Below are 16,573 nucleotides of genomic sequence, written 5' to 3' on the forward strand. Positions count from 1 at the left end.
GGCTTCGGCCCCGCTGCACCGTATACTTGACCGTTACGGGGGCGCTCCTGCCCCAGCGAAAGGCTCTTTCTCGTGGCAATTCTCGAGTTCGTCCTGCAGGTCGTGCTGGGTATCACCAGTGTCCTGCTGACCCTCCTCATCCTTCTGCACAAGGGTCGCGGTGGTGGCCTCTCCGACATGTTCGGTGGCGGCATGACCTCTGCAGTGGGTTCCTCCGGTCTCGCGGAGCGGAACCTCAACCGCTTCACTGTCGTTCTGGCCCTGGCCTGGTTCGTGGCAATCGTCGCGCTCGGCCTCATCACGAAGTTCGAGGTGATCTGATGGCTACCGGTGGTAACGCCATTCGCGGTACACGTGTCGGTTCCGGCCCCATGGGGGAGCAGGACCACGGCTACCATGCCGACCGCATCGCGGTCTCCTACTGGGACGGACTCGGCAACGAGACGGTGCGCTACTTCGCCGCCGGTCTTCCCGAGGACGAGATCCCGGAGACGATCGATCACCCGCAGTCCGGACTCCCCGCCGGTCGCGACAAGGAGAACCCTCCTGCGCTCGCGAAGGCGGAGCCGTACAAGACGCACCTCGCCTACGTGAAGGAGCGTCGTACGGACGAAGAGGCTGTCCAGCTTCTCGACGACGCTCTGACCCAGCTGCGCGAGCGCCGGGGGCAGTGACCTCCCTCTGACGAACGACGAAGCCGCCGCGATCACTCGCGGCGGCTTTTTCGTTCCGTCTCAGCGGCAGCCCGCAGCCGCGTCGATGTAGTTCTGGGGCGGGTACCCGTATGCCCAGACGCCGTTCGCGTCATCCGTGTATCCCATGCTGATCGCCCAGGCGGTCGCCCACTTCTCGATGCTGTCCTGCGTGGAGGCGTCGTACATGTCCGCGCACTTCACGCTGATCGCATGACCGACCTCGTGCACGACCAGCGCCTTGCTCCGGTCCGCGGGCCACTGCTCGGCGACGGAGTTCGACAGTTCGATCGTCGCCCGACCGGGGTCGTCCCACCACCAGGTGGTGTAGCCGCCCATGCTGCCGTTGTATCCGACGCCGTTGACGATCGGCGCCCAATCGAAATCCAGCAGGACACCAGGGGCGAGGGAGCGGGCGAACTCCTCGATCTCCAGCCGCGCGCCCAGCAACGGACCGGACTTCTCAGCAAGCTCCGCGTCCTCCGAGGCGATGAGCTGCGCGGCCGTTGCTTGCAGGGCGCGGAATGCCGTGACCGCGTCGTCGTCGATCGTCGCGATCGCCGACGCCGTTGCGGCGGCCTCCCGCAGAGCGATGATGTCGTCGTTGCGTGCCGAGACGTGGGCGGATTCGTGCGCCCCCGCGGCCGAAGCCGTCGTCGTGAGCAACGCGACGCCGGATTCCGTCAGGGTGTTGCCGGCCGTGCCGATGGTCTCGACTTCGTCCTGCAACTGCCGGTCGAGGCGCTCCACGCGTTGCCGGTCCTCGTCGAGCGAACCGGCTCCGGTGTACAGCTCCCAGAACCACGTCGGCTTCTCGCCGATGACGGGAACAGGTTCAGCGAGAAGGGCATCGGCGGAAGACGTGGCGTCGCCGGCAGTGGCGACGGCGGCTGTCAGACTCTCCTTCGCGGCAGGGTCGACCAGGATGCCCGTGTCGCTCTCCAGGAGGAGCACTGCCGAGCCCTCGGTGTCACGGAGCTCCGTGTTCGCCTCGTCGAGTGTCAGCCGCGTGGCGGAGGTGGTGTGCGCGACCTCGCGGAACTGCTCCTCGGCCGCGTCATAGCTCCCATTCGCCGTCAGCTGCAACGTGGTGATCGTCACGATGACGGCGATCGCGCCCACGACTCCCCACACGAGGCCCGGTCGTCTCTTCCGGACGGAGGGCGCGGATGCGGATGCCGACGCGAAACGCAGGGGTAGGGCGTGCCCGCCGGGCAGTGCGCCCGACTGCCCCTCGTGCGAGCTCGCGTCGTCCACGGATTCCCTTCCCGGCCCACGCGACGGCGTGGACATTGCGATGAGTTTAGTCAGCGATTCTCGGCCCGAGCCCGACGCTAGGGTGAACTCATGCCCGCACCCGACGTCGCTGCGACAGCGATCGCCAGCGCACTGTTCGACCTGACATCCGGCCTCGCTGCCGGCACGAGCCAGACGGAAGCCGACGACGCGGTCGCGCCGGAGAGCCTGCAGCGCCGGCTCAACGGAGGCACCGAGGCCCACATCGGAGCGCACTACGCGGACGTCGTCATGAAGGACCGTTCACTCCCGGCCGATGCGCGCATCCTCGACCTCGGCTGCGGTTACGGGCGTGTGGCGTTGGACCTCGCGGAGAGACTCTCCGACGACCAGCGGTACGTCGGGCTCGACCCGCACGCCGAGGCCATCGAGTGGGCGCAGGAGAACATCGGCAGGGAGCGACCGAACTTCCGGTTCGAGCTCATCGATGTGGTGAGCAAGCCCTACAACCCCGATGGCGAACTGGACGGTGCCCGCTTCCGCTTCCCGTTCGAGGACGACAGCCTCGATCGTGTCTTCATGATCTCGGTGCTGACGCATGTCGACCTCGCCACCGTGCGCAACTACCTCGAGGAGGCGGCGCGCGTCCTCAAACCCGACACGGGGCGCCTCGTCGCCACGATCTTCCTCCTCGACAGGGAGGTCGACCGGCTGATCGCCGCTGGTCGCTCCGAGTACCGGCTCGCGTGGCAGATCGGGGAGAGCCGTGTCGAGAACCGCGAAAACCCCGAACTCGTGATCGCGCATCCCCTGGATCGTGTGCTCGACATCCTCCACGACGCAGGGTTCCCCGATTTCCGGGTGCGTCAGGGGCACTGGAGCGGCCGTCCGGCGTCCAACGTCGTCGACTTCCAGGACATGCTCGTCGCGGACTTCGGCACCGTCACCGCTGCGGCGCTGAGCGCAGAGGAGCAGGCGGAAGCGTCCGAACATGCCGCTCTGGCCGCGCGACTCGTCGAGCACGGGCTGCCCGCCGAACACCTCGCGCCCTACCTGGTGTGGTCTTTCAGCGCCATGATCAACCTGCTCAGGTGGGAGAAGCAGGGCATACAGCTCCTGCTGCGGGGAGCGGACGCGGGGGAGAGGCGCCCACTCGCTCTGGCGAGAGTCCGTGACATCGACTTCAGCGCGTGCATACCCGCGACGGCGCCCGCAGACGCATTCGTGCCGGTCGATGAGGCCGCCATCCTGGCTGCGGTCCGTGAGGCGGACCCGCGACTCGCCCGGCCCGCCCTGGTCGCGCTGCTCGGCGACGTCGTCCAGAACGGCATCGCCCTGGAGACCTCGGTTCGTGAGGGCAATGCGATCCAACGGCTCGCCGACAGCTCAGAGCGCCCGGCGCCTATCCCGCTCCCGCCCGCGGCGGAGAGCCCGGTGCGGGGGTGGCTCGCCGGCATCCTGGCCCGGTTCGGCAGGCACTGACGCAGAAATCCCGGCCGGACCATCTCTGGTCTGACCGGGATTTCAGGTGGAGGGGCTGACGAGAATCGAACTCGCATCATCTGTTTGGAAGACAGAGGCTTTACCACTAAGCTACAGCCCCGATGTCGGGCGATCTCGAGGATCAAGAACCGACATGTCGATCATAGCGGACTGTCGAGGGTGCTCCTGTCCGTTAGACTCGGTGGGGCTGAATCTGCGTGCGGATTCCCCGGGGCGTAGCTCAGTTTGGTAGAGCGCCCGCTTTGGGAGCGGGAGGTCGCAGGTTCAACTCCTGTCGCCCCGACACGGCTCGACAAGCCTTCAAGCCGCGTGTCAGCGCGGAAACCACAAGGAGAACACACCAGCATGGCGAACAGCACCGTCGAGAAGCTGACCCCGACCCGGGTCAAGCTCAGCATCACGGTCACCCCGGACGACCTCAAGCCGAGCATCGCTCACGCGTATGAGCACATCGCTCAGGACGTCTCGATCCCCGGATTCCGCAAGGGCAAGGTCCCCGCTCCGATCATCGATCAGCGCATCGGTCGCGGCGCGGTCATCGAGCATGCCGTCAACGAGGGCCTCGACAAGTTCTTCCGGGAGGCCACGGTCGAGCACAAGCTGCGCGTCGTCGGACGCCCGGCTGCCGACATCACGCAGTGGCCGAACGAGAAGGACTTCTCCGGAGACCTGCTCGTCGACATCGAGGTGGACGTGCGCCCCGAGATCGAGCTTCCCTCGTACGACGGCATCACCGTGACCGTCGACGCCGTCGAGGCCGATGAGGCCGCACTCGACGCCGAGCTCGACAACATGCGCGCGCGCTTCGGCACGCTCATCCCGGTCGACCGTCCCGCCGCGAAGGGCGACTTCGTCGAGCTCGACCTCGTCGCCACGATCGACGGCGCCGAGATCGACCGCGCCGAGGGTGTCTCCTACGAGATCGGCTCCGGAGAGCTCCTCGAGGGCATCGACGACGCGATCGAGTCGCTCACCGCCGGTGAGGACACGACCTTCCGCTCCGCGCTCGTGGGCGGCGACCACGCCGGCTCCGAGGCCGAGGTGTCCGTGAGCGTCAAGGCCGTCAAGGAGCGCGAGCTTCCTGCCGCCGACGACGACTTCGCGCAGATCGCGAGCGAGTTCGACACGATCGCCGAACTGCGCGACAGCCTCGCCGAGCGCGTGGCGCAGCAGGGCGTCTTCACGCAGGGTTCTGCGGCCCGCGACAAGCTCGTCGAGGTGCTCCTCGAGCAGATCGAGATCCCCGTTCCGCCGAAGCTCATCGAGGACGAGGTGCACAACCACCTCGAGGGCGAAGGCCGTCTCGAGGACGACGTGCACCGTGCCGAGGTCACCGAGGCGAGCGAGAAGCAGTTCCGCACGCAGGTGCTGCTCGACACGATCGCCGAGCAGGCCGACGTGCAGGTCTCGCAGGAGGAGCTCAGCCAGTACCTCGTGCAGTCCGCTGCGCAGTACGGTATGGCTCCCCAGGAGTTCGTCGAGGCGCTCCAGTCCTCGAACCAGCTCCCCGCGCTCGTCGGAGAGGTCGCGCGCAACAAGGCGCTCGCGATCGCTCTCGGCAAGGTGAACGTCGTCGACAGCAACGGCAAGACCGTCGACCTGTCCGACTTCATCGTCGTCGACGACGAGACCGCTGAGGCCGAGGCTGAGGCTGAGGAGAAGCCGGCCAAGAAGGCTCCTGCCAAGAAGCCGGCTGCGAAGAAGGCTCCTGCCAAGAAGGCCGCCGAGGCGGAGGACTCCGAGAAGGAGCCTGCCGAGAAGAAGCCCGCGGCCAAGAAGCCGGCTGCGAAGAAGGCTCCCGCGAAGAAGGCCGCCGACAAGGCGGAGTGATCGCGGATCGAATCACAGGAAGGGGCGGATGCTGCGGCATCCGCCCCTTCTCTCGTCACACGGAGGATCACGATGGACACCTGGGATGCGCGCATCGACGCGGTGTGGGGCGACGACGCTCTGACGGACGCGGAACGCATCGAACGGATCGATGATCTGGCGCGCGAGCGCCCGGACAGCGACGGGCGGGCGCTGTTCGAGCGGGCGGGCGCACGTGACTCCGCGGGAATCGAAGCAGAGGCCGAGGTCCTGTATCGGGAGGCGCTGGCGGCCGGACTGGATGACGAGCACCGTCCTCAGGCGGTGATCCAACTCGCCAGCACGCTGCGCAATCTCGATCGCGTCGATGAGGCCGTCGAGATGCTGCGCGTCGAGCGCGAGCGCGGAGGGGCATTCGCCGACGCGGCGTCCGCCTTCTACGCGCTGGCGCTGGTCTCACAGGGTGACGCCCGCGCGGGCGCCGCCGTGGCACTCGAAGCCCTCGCGCCGCACCTGCCCCGGTACACGCGCTCGGTCTCCGCCTACGCCCGCGAGCTGACCGCTCCGCCACGCTGATATGCCGACGGCGAACACGGCCTGGGGGCTGCGTTGTCGCCGGTAGATTCGAATCACTGAAACACGGAATCAGGAGCTGACATGGCTGCAGAACCCCTCGTCGCAACGAGCGTCTTCGACAGACTGCTGAAAGATCGCATCATCTGGCTGGGCTCAGAGGTGCGAGACCAGAATGCCAACGAGATCTGCGCGAAGATCCTTCTTCTCGCCGCAGAGGACTCTGAGAAGGACATCTACCTCTACATCAACTCGCCCGGTGGATCGATCACCGCCGGCATGGCGATCTACGACACGATGCAGTTCGTGCCGAACGACATCGTCACGGTCGGAATCGGCATGGCCGCCTCCATGGGCCAGCTGCTGCTGACCAGCGGCACCAAGGGCAAGCGCTACATCACGCCGAACGCGCGCGTGCTGCTGCACCAGCCCCACGGTGGCTTCGGCGGCACGTCGAGCGACATCCAGACCCAGGCGCAGCTCATCCTCTCGATGAAGAAGCGTCTGGCGGAGATCACGGCTGGACAGACCGGAAAGTCTGTCGAGCAGATCAACGAAGACGGCGACCGCGACCGCTGGTTCACGGCGGAAGAGGCGCTCGCCTACGGCTTCGTGGACCACATCCGCGAGCACGCCAGCGACGTCGCCGGTGGCGGCGGCACTGCGGACGCCGCAGAGTAACCCGGATTCGAAAGGACATCATGTACACCCCCACTTTCCAATCCGCAGGGAATCTTCCTTCCAGCCGCTACGTGCTCCCGCAGTTCGAGGAGCGCACGGCCTACGGCTTCAAGCGCCAGGACCCGTACAACAAGCTGTTCGAAGACCGCGTCATCTTCCTGGGCGTCCAGGTCGACGATGCGTCGGCAGACGACGTGATGGCGCAGCTGCTCGTGCTGGAGAGCCAGGACGCCGAGCGTGACATCACGATGTACATCAACTCGCCCGGTGGCTCGTTCACCGCGATGACGGCGATCTACGACACGATGCAGTACGTCGCGCCGCAGATCCAGACCGTCGTGCTCGGTCAGGCGGCTTCCGCTGCGTCCGTGCTGCTCGCGGCCGGTGCGCCCGGGAAGCGTCTCGCGCTGCCGAACGCCCGTGTGCTGATCCACCAGCCCGCGATGGGCGAGGCAGGTCAGGGGCAGGCGTCCGACATCGAGATCCAGGCGGCGGAGATCCTCCGTATGCGCACCTGGCTCGAGGAGACCATGGCCAAGCACACCGGCAAGCCGGTCGAGCAGATCAACCGTGACATCGACCGCGACAACATCCTCTCGGCCGCGCAGGCGCTCGAGTACGGCATCGTCGACCAGGTGCTCACCTCGCGCAAGCGCGCGTAACGATCATCCAGAAGGGGCGGCAGTCATCGCGACTGCCGCCCCTTCTGCGCGTCCGTGCGGCAGATGCGCAGGCCTCTGCAGCCCACATGCTCATATGAGCAAAGACGTGCACCTCCGCGGGAACAGTCGTACGCTGTACACGGAAGGAGGTTGCCGTGGAAGACGAACTGCTCATGGTCCGCATCGCCGAGCTGTACTACGACGAGGACAAGACTCAGGACGAGATCGGCGCCCTCCTCAAGGTGTCGCGCTGGAAGGTCGGGCGTCTGCTCACCCAGGCGCGGGAACGTGGCATCGTCCGCATCGAGATCGTGCACCCGCGCGCACGGCGCCTGGGGCTGGAGAGGCTGCTCGTCGAGCGCCACGGCCTGGCCGAAGCCGTCGTGGTGCCTGCGCCGGACGGCGACGACGGCACGCTCGAGCGCGTGGCGCAGGCCGCGGCCGACTACCTGACGGCGCTGCGCCCCGTTCCCCGGACGCTCGGCGTGAGCTGGGGTCGCACCTTGCGCGCCGTCGCCGAAGCGCTGCCGGACGGCTGGGCCAGCGGAGTGACCGTCGTGCAGCTCAACGGTGGGGTCAGCCTCAACCGTCGGTCCGGGGGAGCAGCAGGCCTTGCGGTCACGATCGCCCAGCGCGCATCCGGACACGTGTCGCTGCTGCCGAGTCCCGCGATCCTCGAGCGCGTCGAGACCAAACAGGCGATCGAGTCGGACCGCACCGTGGCCGCGATCCTCGAGGAGGCGGCGGATGCGCAGGCCTTCCTGTTCACGGCCGGCCCCTGCGACGCGACATCCGCTCATGTCGAGAACGGCTACCTCACTGCGGAGGACGTCGAGGAGCTCGCGCGACGAGGAGCGGTGGGGGATGTCCTCGGGCGCTACGTCGACGCCGAGGGGAACATCGTCGACTCGCAGCTTGACGCCCGTACGGTGGGCGTCGCGCTGGACCGACTTCGCGGCGCGGAGCGGGCGATCTTCGTGACCGCCGGCCGTGCCAAGCACGACATCGCGCGCACCGTGGTCACCAGTGGCCTGTGCAGCGTTCTGGTGACCGATGAGACCACAGCACGAGCATTGTTGGAGGAACAGTGACGACCACAGAACTCAGCCGCAGGACGGCGGTGGATGTCCTCGGCGGTGAGCCGGATGACGCCACGCTCCGTCGCTTCCTGCACGGCCTTCCCGGCGTCGACGCCGTCGGCCTGGAGCAGCGCGCCGCCGGACTCGGCACGCGCTCGATCAAGACGACGTCGAAGGCCTGGGCCCTCGACAAGATCATCACGCTGATCGACCTCACCACGCTCGAGGGTTCAGACACCCCCGGCAAGGTGCGCTCGCTCGTCGCCAAGGCGAAGAATCCCGATGCCGCCGATCCATCGACACCCAAGGTCGCCGCCGTCTGCGTCTACGGCGACATGGTGCCGGATGCGGTCGCCGCCCTCGGTGCACTGCACGGCGACCCCGATGACGGCCTGATCTCGGTCGCCGCCGTCGCGACCGCCTTCCCCAGCGGTCGCTCCTCGCTCGCGATCAAGCTCGCCGACACCGCCGAGGCGGTCGCCGCCGGTGCGGACGAGATCGACATGGTGATCGATCGTGGGGCGTTCCTGTCCGGACGGTACGGGCTGGTGTTCGACCAGATCTCCCAGGTGAAGGAGGCCTGCCGCCGCGCGGACGGCTCCTACGCCTCGCTCAAGGTCATCCTCGAGACCGGTGAACTGAACACGTACGACAACATCAAGCGCGCTTCGTGGCTCGGCATCCTCGCGGGTGGCGACTTCATCAAGACGTCGACCGGGAAGGTACAGCCGGCCGCGACCCTTCCCACCACGCTGCTGATGCTCGAGACGGTGCGCGACTGGCACCAGGGCACGGGCGAGAAGATCGGCGTCAAGCCTGCCGGCGGCATCCGCACGTCCAAGGACGCGGTGAAGTACCTCGTCACCGTCGCCGAGACGGTCGGCGAGGAGTGGCTTCAGCCGCATCTGTTCCGCTTCGGCGCTTCGAGCCTTCTGAACGACGTGCTGCTGCAGCGCCAGAAGCTCACCACCGGCCACTACTCCGGCCCCGACTACGTCACGATCGACTAGGAGCCCTCATATGTCTTTCCTGGAATACGCTCCGGCCCCCGAGTCCACGGCGGTCCTGAACCTCAAGGACAGCTACGGGCTGTTCATCGACGGCGAGTTCGTCGACGGCACCGGCTCCAGCTTCACCACGATCTCTCCCTCGAGCGAGAAGCGCATCGCCGAGATCGCCTCGGCGAGCGATGAGGACGTAGACCGCGCTGTCGCCGCCGCCCGCCGTGCCTACGACAAGACGTGGTCGAAGATGAGCGGCCGCGACCGCGGCAAGTACCTGTTCCGCATCGCTCGTCTGGTGCAGGAGCGCGCCCGCGAGCTCGCCGTCGCCGAGAGCCTCGACAACGGCAAGCCCATCAAGGAGAGCCGTGACGTCGACGTGCCTCTCGTCGCCTCCTGGTTCTTCTACTACGCCGGCTGGGCAGACAAGCTGGATCACGCCGGACTCGGCGCGAACCCGCGAGCGCTCGGCGTCGCCGGGCAGATCATCCCGTGGAACTTCCCGCTGCTGATGCTCGCGTGGAAGGTCGCTCCGGCCCTTGCGGCCGGGAACACGGTCGTGCTCAAGCCCGCCGAGACCACGCCGTTGACGGCGCTGATCTTCGCCGAGATCCTGCAGCAGGCCGACCTCCCCGCCGGAGTCGTGAACATCGTCACCGGTGCCGGCGCGACGGGGGCGTCTCTCGTCCGCCACCCGGACGTCGACAAGGTGGCCTTCACCGGCTCCACCGGCGTCGGACGCGACATCGCCCGCGCGGTCGCCGGTACGCAGAAGAAGCTGACACTCGAGCTCGGCGGCAAAGCCGCGAACATCGTGTTCGACGACGCTCCGATCGACCAGGCCGTCGAGGGCATCGTCAACGGCATCTTCTTCAACCAGGGGCATGTGTGCTGCGCCGGTAGCCGCCTTCTCGTTCAGGAGTCGATCCACGACGAAGTCATCGATCGGCTGAAGAACCGTCTGTCGACGCTGCGTCTGGGCGACCCGCTCGACAAGAACACCGACATCGGCGCCATCAACTCGGCCGCCCAGCTGGCCCGCATCCGCGAGCTCAGCGACATCGGAGAGGCCGAAGGCGCGGAGCGCTGGACCGCCGACTGCGTGATCCCCGAGAAGGGCTTCTGGTTCGCTCCGACGATCTTCACGGGTGTCGAGGCCTCGCACCGCATCGCTCGCGACGAGGTGTTCGGCCCGGTGCTCTCGGTGCTCACGTTCCGCACGCCTGCCGAGGCGATCGCCAAGGCGAACAACACGCCCTACGGGCTCTCGGCCGGCATCTGGTCGGACAAAGGATCGCGGATCCTCGCGGTCGCCGACCGTCTGCGCGCCGGTGTCATCTGGGCGAACACGTTCAACCGTTTCGATCCGTCGAGCCCGTTCGGCGGTTACAAGGAGTCCGGATACGGCCGTGAAGGCGGCCGTCAGGGTCTCACCGCGTACCTGAAGGGAGCCGCCTCGTGAGCAAGCGACTGAGCGTGCCGAAGACGTACAAGCTGGCGATCGGCGGGGCCTTCCCGCGGAGCGAGTCCGGCCGCACCTACGAAGTGCTCTCGGCGAAGGGCGCGTTCCTCGCGAACGCCGCACAGGGATCGCGCAAGGATGCCCGTGACGCCGTGGTGGCCGCTCGGGCTGCGGTGAAGGGCTGGTCGGGCGCGACCGCGTACAACCGCGGGCAGGTGCTCTACCGCGTCGCGGAGGTGCTGGAAGGCCGCCGTGCGCAGTTCGTCGACGAGATCGTCGCCCAGGAGGGCGTGTCGGCCGCGGCCGCGGGCGCGCAGGTGGACGATGCGATCGACCTGTGGGTCTGGTACGCCGGATGGTGCGACAAGTACGCGCAGGTCGCCGGCAACGCGAACCCGGTCTCCGGTCCGTACTTCAACATCTCCGTGCCCGAACCGACCGGAGTCGTGGCGATCGTCGCGCCGCAGGACTCCGCGCTGCTGGGCTTCGTCTCGGTGGTCGCCCCGGCACTCGTCGCTGGCAACACGGTCGTCGTGATCGCCAGCGAGCGGCACCCGCTCTCGGCGATCAGCCTCGCCGAGGTGCTCGCGACGAGTGACGTGCCGGGGGGAGTCGTCAACGTGCTCACCGGGTCGCCGGCCGAGATCGCGCCGTGGCTCGCTTCGCATCAGGACGTGAACGCCCTCGATCTCGCCGGCGCCGGCGACATCGACTGGGTCGACCTGCAGATCGCCGCCGCCGAGACGCTCACCCGCGTGCTCGCGCCGGGGGAGGTCGTGGCATCGCCCGAGCGGATCGGTGCCTTCACCGAGATCAAGACGGTATGGCACACGAAGAGCATGGTCTGATCTGACACGGACCTCGCGGGGCCCGCATCACGCATGTCGTGGTGCGGGCCCCCTTCTGTATCGTCTCGGACTCGGCCCCGCGGGAATCCGCGCCAATGCGTCCCGGTGTCGGATGCAGAGGTTAGGCTCGGAGGACGATCTCTGGATCCCCTAGGAGGACGCGCATGGCCCGTATCGGTGAAAGCGCTGACCTGTTCAAGTGCTCATTCTGTGGAAAGAGCCAGAAGCAGGTGCAGCAGCTCATCGCTGGCCCCGGTGTGTACATCTGCGACGAATGCGTCGAGCTGTGCAACGAGATCATCGAGGAGCGCATGGCGGAGTCTTCCGCCGACGGCGTCGCCGAGTTCGATCTGCCCAAGCCGCGAGAGATCTTCTCGTTCCTCGAGGAGTACGTCGTCGGTCAGGAGCCCGCGAAGCGCGCACTCGCCGTGGCCGTCTACAACCATTACAAGCGGATCCGTGCACGCGGAACACTGCAGACGGCCGAGCAGAAGGCCGACGAGGTCGAGATCGCCAAGAGCAACATCCTGCTCATCGGTCCGACCGGGTGCGGCAAGACCTACCTCGCGCAGACGCTCGCGAAGCAGCTCAACGTCCCGTTCGCCGTCGCCGACGCGACGGCGCTGACCGAGGCCGGCTACGTCGGTGAAGACGTCGAGAACATCCTCCTCAAGCTCATCCAGGCCGCCGACTACGACGTCAAGCGCGCCGAGCAGGGCATCATCTACATCGACGAGGTCGACAAGATCGCCCGCAAGGCCGAGAACCCGTCGATCACGCGCGACGTCTCCGGCGAGGGCGTGCAGCAGGCACTGCTGAAGATCATCGAGGGCACGGTCGCCTCGGTGCCGCCGCAGGGCGGACGTAAGCACCCGCATCAGGAGTTCCTGCAGATCGACACCTCGAACGTGCTGTTCATCGTGGCCGGTGCGTTCGCCGGGCTCGAGGACATCGTCTCGGCACGCGTCGGCAAGCACGGCATCGGCTTCGGCGCCCCGCTGCACGACAAGGGCAAGGACCTCGATCTGTTCAGCGAGGTGCTGCCCGAGGACCTGCACAAGTTCGGTCTGATCCCCGAGTTCATCGGGCGTCTGCCCGTGGTGACCTCGGTGTCGCCGCTGGATCAGGCTGCGCTCATCGACATCCTCACCGGTCCGCGCAATGCGCTGGTGAAGCAGTACCAGCGCATGTTCGAGATCGACGGTGTGCAGCTCGAGTTCGACGAGGACGCACTGCGCTCGATCGCCGACCTCGCCGTGGAGCGCAAGACCGGGGCGCGCGGACTCCGCGCGATCCTGGAAGACGTCCTCGGTCCGATCATGTTCGAGATCCCCTCGGCAGACGACGTCGCGAAGGTCATCATCACGCGCGCTGCGGTCGACGAAGGGGCACCTCCCACGATCGTCCTCGAGCGCAAGCGCAAGAGCGCCTGACCGTCGCCCGACCGTGGTTCCGGAAGCCTGGCGGACCACCGCGCGATCGATGGTCGTGGAAGACCGTTGGATCCGCCTGCGGGCCGACGACTGCGTCGATGCCGACGGACGGACGATCGCACCGTACTACGTCCTGGAACAGGCCGAATGGGTCTCGATCGTGGCGCTCACCGACGAGGGATACGCCGTGGCGATCGAGGAGTACCACCACGGCGCCGGCGTGGTCGGTGCGGGGTTGCCCGGTGGCGCGGTAGACGCGACCGAGTCCCCTTCAGCTGCGGCGTCGAGGGAGCTGGCGGAGGAGACCGGATACGTCGCCGACGAGATCGTCGACCTCGGGTGGAGCTGGGCGAACTGGGGCAACCAGGACAACCGGGTCCATCACTTCCTCGCCCGCGGATGCCGGCACGACCGCCCGCAGGAGCTCGACGCGGGTGAGACGATCGACGTGCGCGTCGTGCCGTTCGCCGAGCTCGGCGAGCAGCTCGCGCAGAGCTATCACCAGCTCACCTGGTTCAAGGCCGACGCGAGGCTCTCCGGCTGACGGCGCCTCTCAGGCCTCCAGGCCGCGGCGCTTGAGCAGCGGCGCGATGTCGGCGACGCGCCCGCGGAAGTCGTGGTACGCCTCGAGAGGGTCCTTGGATCCGCCGACGCCGAGCAGTCGCTGCCGGAACCGATCGCCGTTCTCGCGCGTGAGCCCGCCGTTCTCGCGGAACCAGTCGACGGTGTCGGCGTCGAGCACCTCGCTCCAGATGTACGAGTAGTAGCCGGCGCTGTACCCACCGGAGAAGACGTGTGCGAAGTAGGTCGAGGAGTACCGCGTCGGCACGACGGGGTCGTTCAGGCCGATGTCGGCGAGGGCCGCTGCCTCGAACGCCGCGACATCCTCGATGTCGGCATCCGTGCCCACGCGATGCCACGCCTGGTCGAGCCACGCCGCTGCCAGGTACTCGCTCGTCGCGTGTCCCTGGTCGAAGGTCTCGGTGGCGCGGAGGCGCTCCACGATCGCGGGGTCCAGAGCCTCGCCCGTCTCGTGATGCCGTGCGTAGTTGTCGAGGACCTCGGGCCAGAGGATCCACATCTCGTTGACCTGGCTCGGGAACTCGACGAAGTCGCGGAACACGTTCGTCCCGGCGAAGTGCGGGTAGGTGACCGTCGCGAAGAGGCCGTGGAGCGCGTGGCCGAACTCATGGAACAGGGTCGTGACCTCATCGAGCGTCAGCAGAGTGGGCTCGCCGTCGCCGGGCAACGGCACGTTGAGATTGTTCACCACGACGGGGGAGGTGCCACGCAGCCGTGACTGGCTCACGATCGGGTTCATCCACGCTCCGCCGCGCTTGGAGTCGCGGGTGTAGAGATCGAGGATGTAGAGCCCCAGAGGCGAGCCGTCGGCGTTGCTGACCTCGAACACCCGGGCACCGGGGTGGTAGGAGACCAGATCAGAACGCTCGGTGAAGGTCACGCCGTACAGGCGCGTCGCCGCGAAGAAGACGCCGTCCTGCAGCACCCGCTCCGCCTCGAACCAGGGGCGCAGTGCGCTCGTGTCGATGTCGTACAGCGCCTCGCGGACCTTCTCCGTGTAGAACGCCCAGTCGTGGGCCTCGACGGGGAACGGCTCCGGCTCGGTACGGTCGACGAGCAGTTGCAGCGCCTCCCGCTCCGCGCGCGCGTTCACGGCGGACGGAGCGGCCAGGGCGCGCAGCATGTCCTCGACCGCGCCGGGGTTGCCGGCGGTCTCGTCGGCGGTGATGTAGGCCGCGTGCGACTCGTACCCGAGAAGGGCGGCACGCTCGGCGCGCAGGCGGACGATCTCGCGCAGCACCGGGCGGTTGTCGTTCGCGTTGTCGCGAGACCCGCGCGCCTGCGAGGCGGCCATGATGTCCCGTCGCGAGTTCCGATTGCGCAGCTGCGCCAGGTACGGGTGGCCGGTGAAGAGCGTGAGCGAGACGAGATAGTGCCCGTCGAGCCCGCGCTCCGCGGCAGAGCGCGCGGCCGCCGAGAGCTCACCGGCACTGAGGCCGTCGAGCTGCTCTGCGGCGTCGAACACGACGGCCAGATCATTCGTATCGTTCAGGAGGTTGCGCTCGAACGTGTTGCTCAGCGTGGAGAGCTGCTGGTTGAGCAGGGTCAGGTGGGCCTTCGCCTCGTCGTCGAGGGCTGCTCCTGCGTGCGTCATCTCGCGGTGGTGACGCTCGACGAGGTAGCGCTGCTCCGGATCGAGATCGAGGGAGTCGAGCTGATCGAACACCTGCTGCACGCGCCAGTAGAGCGGGCCGTTCAGCGACACGGCATCGTTGTGGGCCGCCATCAGTGGGGCGAGCTGCTCGTCCACGGCCTGGATCTCGGGCGTCGCATCGGCGGAGCTGACCGTATAGAACGCGTGGGCCACGCGATCGAGCGTCTCACCTGCGCGTTCCAGTGCCTCGATCGTGTTCTCGAACGTCGGCATCGAGCGCACCATCGTGATCCGGGAGATCTCGTGGAGGTGCTCATCGAACGCGGCGCGGAACGCGGGAATGTAGTGCTCGGGACGGATCGCACGATAGTCGGGGATGCCGTAGGGCAAGGTCGACGGCTGGAGCAGCGGGTTCGCGGTATCGGTCATCCTCCGAGCCTAACCATCACCGGCCGCACGGGCACGAGACCCACTCGCTCAGGCGCGTCATCACCCGCTGCAGCGCGTCCACCACGACGCGCACTGATCGGCGGCGGAGGTTCTCAGGGCGCGCGAGGACATCGATCATGCGGTGCGTGCTGACGCCGTCCAGGGGCAGGCGCACGATGTCGCGATCCTGGATGCTGCGCGAGGTGAACCGCGGGAGCATGCCGATCACTCCGCCCGCGGCGACCACCGCCGAGACGGCTCCGTAGTCGTTGATGCGGTGGCGCACCTCCACGGGGCGATTCGCGACGGCGGTGATCGCACGGAGCACGTCGTCGGGGGAGTAGCCGATCCGGCTGGTCACCCACGGCTCGTCGGCGACGTCGTCGGGAGTCAATGAACGCCGTGATGCCAGCGGATGAGTGGAGGCGACGGCCACGTCGAGGGGCTCGCGCACCAGCGTGAGACTGCGCACGCCCTGCGTGGGCCAGCTCGGGGAGTGCTCCATGCGGTGGGCGAGCACGAGGTCGTAGCGCGCGGTGAGCGCGGGGAACTCGCTCTGGGCGACGTCCTCGTCCGTGAGCTGCACGGTCGGGGCGTGCTCGAGTGTCTGGAGTTCGCGCAGCAGCGCACCGAACAGCACCTGCCCCACGCTGTGGAAGCCGCTGATGCTGACGACTCCGGTCGCGGCACCTTCGAAGTCGTCCAGTGCGGTGCGCGCGGCGGCCATGGCGTCGATCGCCTCCGCCCCGGCTGCCGCGAGGACCTCTCCGGCCGGCGTGAGCACGAGCGTCCGCCCTGCACGACGGGTGAGCGGGGTCTCGATGCCGCGCTGCAATGCGGCGAGCTGCTGGGAGACGGCGGACGGCGTCACGCGCAGTGCCTCGGCGACCGCCGTCACACTGCCCAGTGCCCCGAGCTCGCGCAGGATCTGCAGCTGATGGAGTTCCACCGGTCGATTCTAGATGAAGAGGAACTTCATCGATCATGCA

The 16,573-nt window shown here is 67.6% G+C and carries 16 protein-coding genes and 2 tRNA genes; 14 read left to right on the forward strand and 4 right to left on the reverse strand.

All coding sequences use genetic code 11. From position 1 onward, the window contains the following. Window positions 1-72 precede the first annotated feature (72 nt). Together secG and FB560_RS06955 are read left to right on the forward strand one after the other, a co-directional pair. Window positions 73-321 (forward strand): preprotein translocase subunit SecG, encoded by a 249-nt coding sequence (gene secG / locus FB560_RS06950; protein WP_141871692.1) that lies wholly within the window; start codon window positions 73-75, stop codon window positions 319-321. Further along, window positions 321-674, forward strand: coding sequence for an RNA polymerase-binding protein RbpA (locus FB560_RS06955; protein ID WP_141871693.1), 354 nt, complete (start codon window positions 321-323; stop codon window positions 672-674). The genes secG and FB560_RS06955 overlap by 1 nt, the downstream gene beginning before the upstream one ends. 60 nt (window positions 675-734) lie before the next feature. On the opposite strand, the gene FB560_RS06960 is transcribed toward FB560_RS06955, so the two are convergent. Beyond that, window positions 735-1,985, reverse strand: a complete 1,251-nt coding sequence (locus tag FB560_RS06960) for a hypothetical protein (RefSeq protein WP_141871694.1) — start codon at window positions 1,983-1,985, stop codon at window positions 735-737. A gap of 54 nt (window positions 1,986-2,039) precedes the next feature. Here FB560_RS06960 and FB560_RS06965 point away from each other — a divergent pair, with 54 nt between their 5' ends. Continuing rightward, entirely contained in the window at window positions 2,040-3,410 is a 1,371-nt protein-coding gene (locus FB560_RS06965) for a class I SAM-dependent methyltransferase (protein WP_141871695.1), read from the forward strand. A gap of 47 nt (window positions 3,411-3,457) precedes the next feature. On the opposite strand, the gene FB560_RS06970 is transcribed toward FB560_RS06965, so the two are convergent. Beyond that, a tRNA-Gly gene (locus FB560_RS06970) sits at window positions 3,458-3,531 on the reverse strand. Between the two features lie 109 nt (window positions 3,532-3,640). Between FB560_RS06970 and FB560_RS06975 the strand changes: the two genes are divergently transcribed. The 11 genes from FB560_RS06975 (at window position 3,641) to FB560_RS07025 (ending at window position 13,523) form a co-directional block, all read left to right on the forward strand. After that, window positions 3,641-3,714 (forward strand) — tRNA-Pro (locus tag FB560_RS06975). A gap of 62 nt (window positions 3,715-3,776) precedes the next feature. Then, window positions 3,777-5,261 (forward strand): trigger factor, encoded by a 1,485-nt coding sequence (tig, locus tag FB560_RS06980; protein WP_141871696.1) that lies wholly within the window; start codon window positions 3,777-3,779, stop codon window positions 5,259-5,261. Window positions 5,262-5,333: 72 nt separating this feature from the next. Beyond that, window positions 5,334-5,816, forward strand: a complete 483-nt coding sequence (locus FB560_RS06985; RefSeq protein WP_141871697.1) for a tetratricopeptide repeat protein — start codon at window positions 5,334-5,336, stop codon at window positions 5,814-5,816. Window positions 5,817-5,897: 81 nt separating this feature from the next. Next, window positions 5,898-6,494, forward strand: coding sequence for an ATP-dependent Clp protease proteolytic subunit (locus tag FB560_RS06990; protein ID WP_141871698.1), 597 nt, complete (start codon window positions 5,898-5,900; stop codon window positions 6,492-6,494). 20 nt (window positions 6,495-6,514) lie between these two features. Continuing rightward, entirely contained in the window at window positions 6,515-7,156 is a 642-nt protein-coding gene (locus tag FB560_RS06995) for an ATP-dependent Clp protease proteolytic subunit (RefSeq protein WP_141871699.1), read from the forward strand. A gap of 155 nt (window positions 7,157-7,311) precedes the next feature. Then, window positions 7,312-8,247, forward strand: a complete 936-nt coding sequence (locus tag FB560_RS07000; protein WP_229673195.1) for a sugar-binding transcriptional regulator — start codon at window positions 7,312-7,314, stop codon at window positions 8,245-8,247. Continuing rightward, window positions 8,244-9,245: a deoxyribose-phosphate aldolase gene (gene deoC, locus FB560_RS07005; protein ID WP_141871700.1), complete on the forward strand. Its 1,002-nt coding sequence runs from the start codon at window positions 8,244-8,246 to the stop codon at window positions 9,243-9,245. Before FB560_RS07000 ends, deoC begins: the two co-directional genes overlap by 4 nt. Before the next feature lie 10 nt (window positions 9,246-9,255). Continuing rightward, entirely contained in the window at window positions 9,256-10,698 is a 1,443-nt protein-coding gene (locus tag FB560_RS07010) for an aldehyde dehydrogenase family protein (protein ID WP_141871701.1), read from the forward strand. Next, window positions 10,695-11,546: an aldehyde dehydrogenase family protein gene (locus tag FB560_RS07015; protein WP_141871702.1), complete on the forward strand. Its 852-nt coding sequence runs from the start codon at window positions 10,695-10,697 to the stop codon at window positions 11,544-11,546. The genes FB560_RS07010 and FB560_RS07015 overlap by 4 nt, the downstream gene beginning before the upstream one ends. A 164-nt stretch (window positions 11,547-11,710) precedes the next feature. Continuing rightward, on the forward strand, window positions 11,711-12,979 hold the full coding sequence (gene clpX / locus FB560_RS07020; protein ID WP_141871703.1) for an ATP-dependent Clp protease ATP-binding subunit ClpX: 1,269 nt from the start codon (window positions 11,711-11,713) through the stop codon (window positions 12,977-12,979). Between the two features lie 13 nt (window positions 12,980-12,992). Further along, window positions 12,993-13,523, forward strand: a complete 531-nt coding sequence (locus FB560_RS07025; RefSeq protein ID WP_141871704.1) for an NUDIX hydrolase — start codon at window positions 12,993-12,995, stop codon at window positions 13,521-13,523. 9 nt (window positions 13,524-13,532) lie between these two features. Here FB560_RS07025 and FB560_RS07030 read toward each other — a convergent pair whose 3' ends face one another. Further along, window positions 13,533-15,584, reverse strand: a complete 2,052-nt coding sequence (locus FB560_RS07030; protein ID WP_141871705.1) for a M3 family metallopeptidase — start codon at window positions 15,582-15,584, stop codon at window positions 13,533-13,535. Window positions 15,585-15,600: 16 nt separating this feature from the next. Beyond that, entirely contained in the window at window positions 15,601-16,533 is a 933-nt protein-coding gene (locus FB560_RS07035; protein ID WP_141871706.1) for a LysR family transcriptional regulator, read from the reverse strand. Window positions 16,534-16,573 lie beyond the last annotated feature (40 nt).

Source organism: Microbacterium saperdae, from assembly GCF_006716345.1.
Lineage (GTDB): Bacteria > Actinomycetota > Actinomycetes > Actinomycetales > Microbacteriaceae > Microbacterium > Microbacterium saperdae.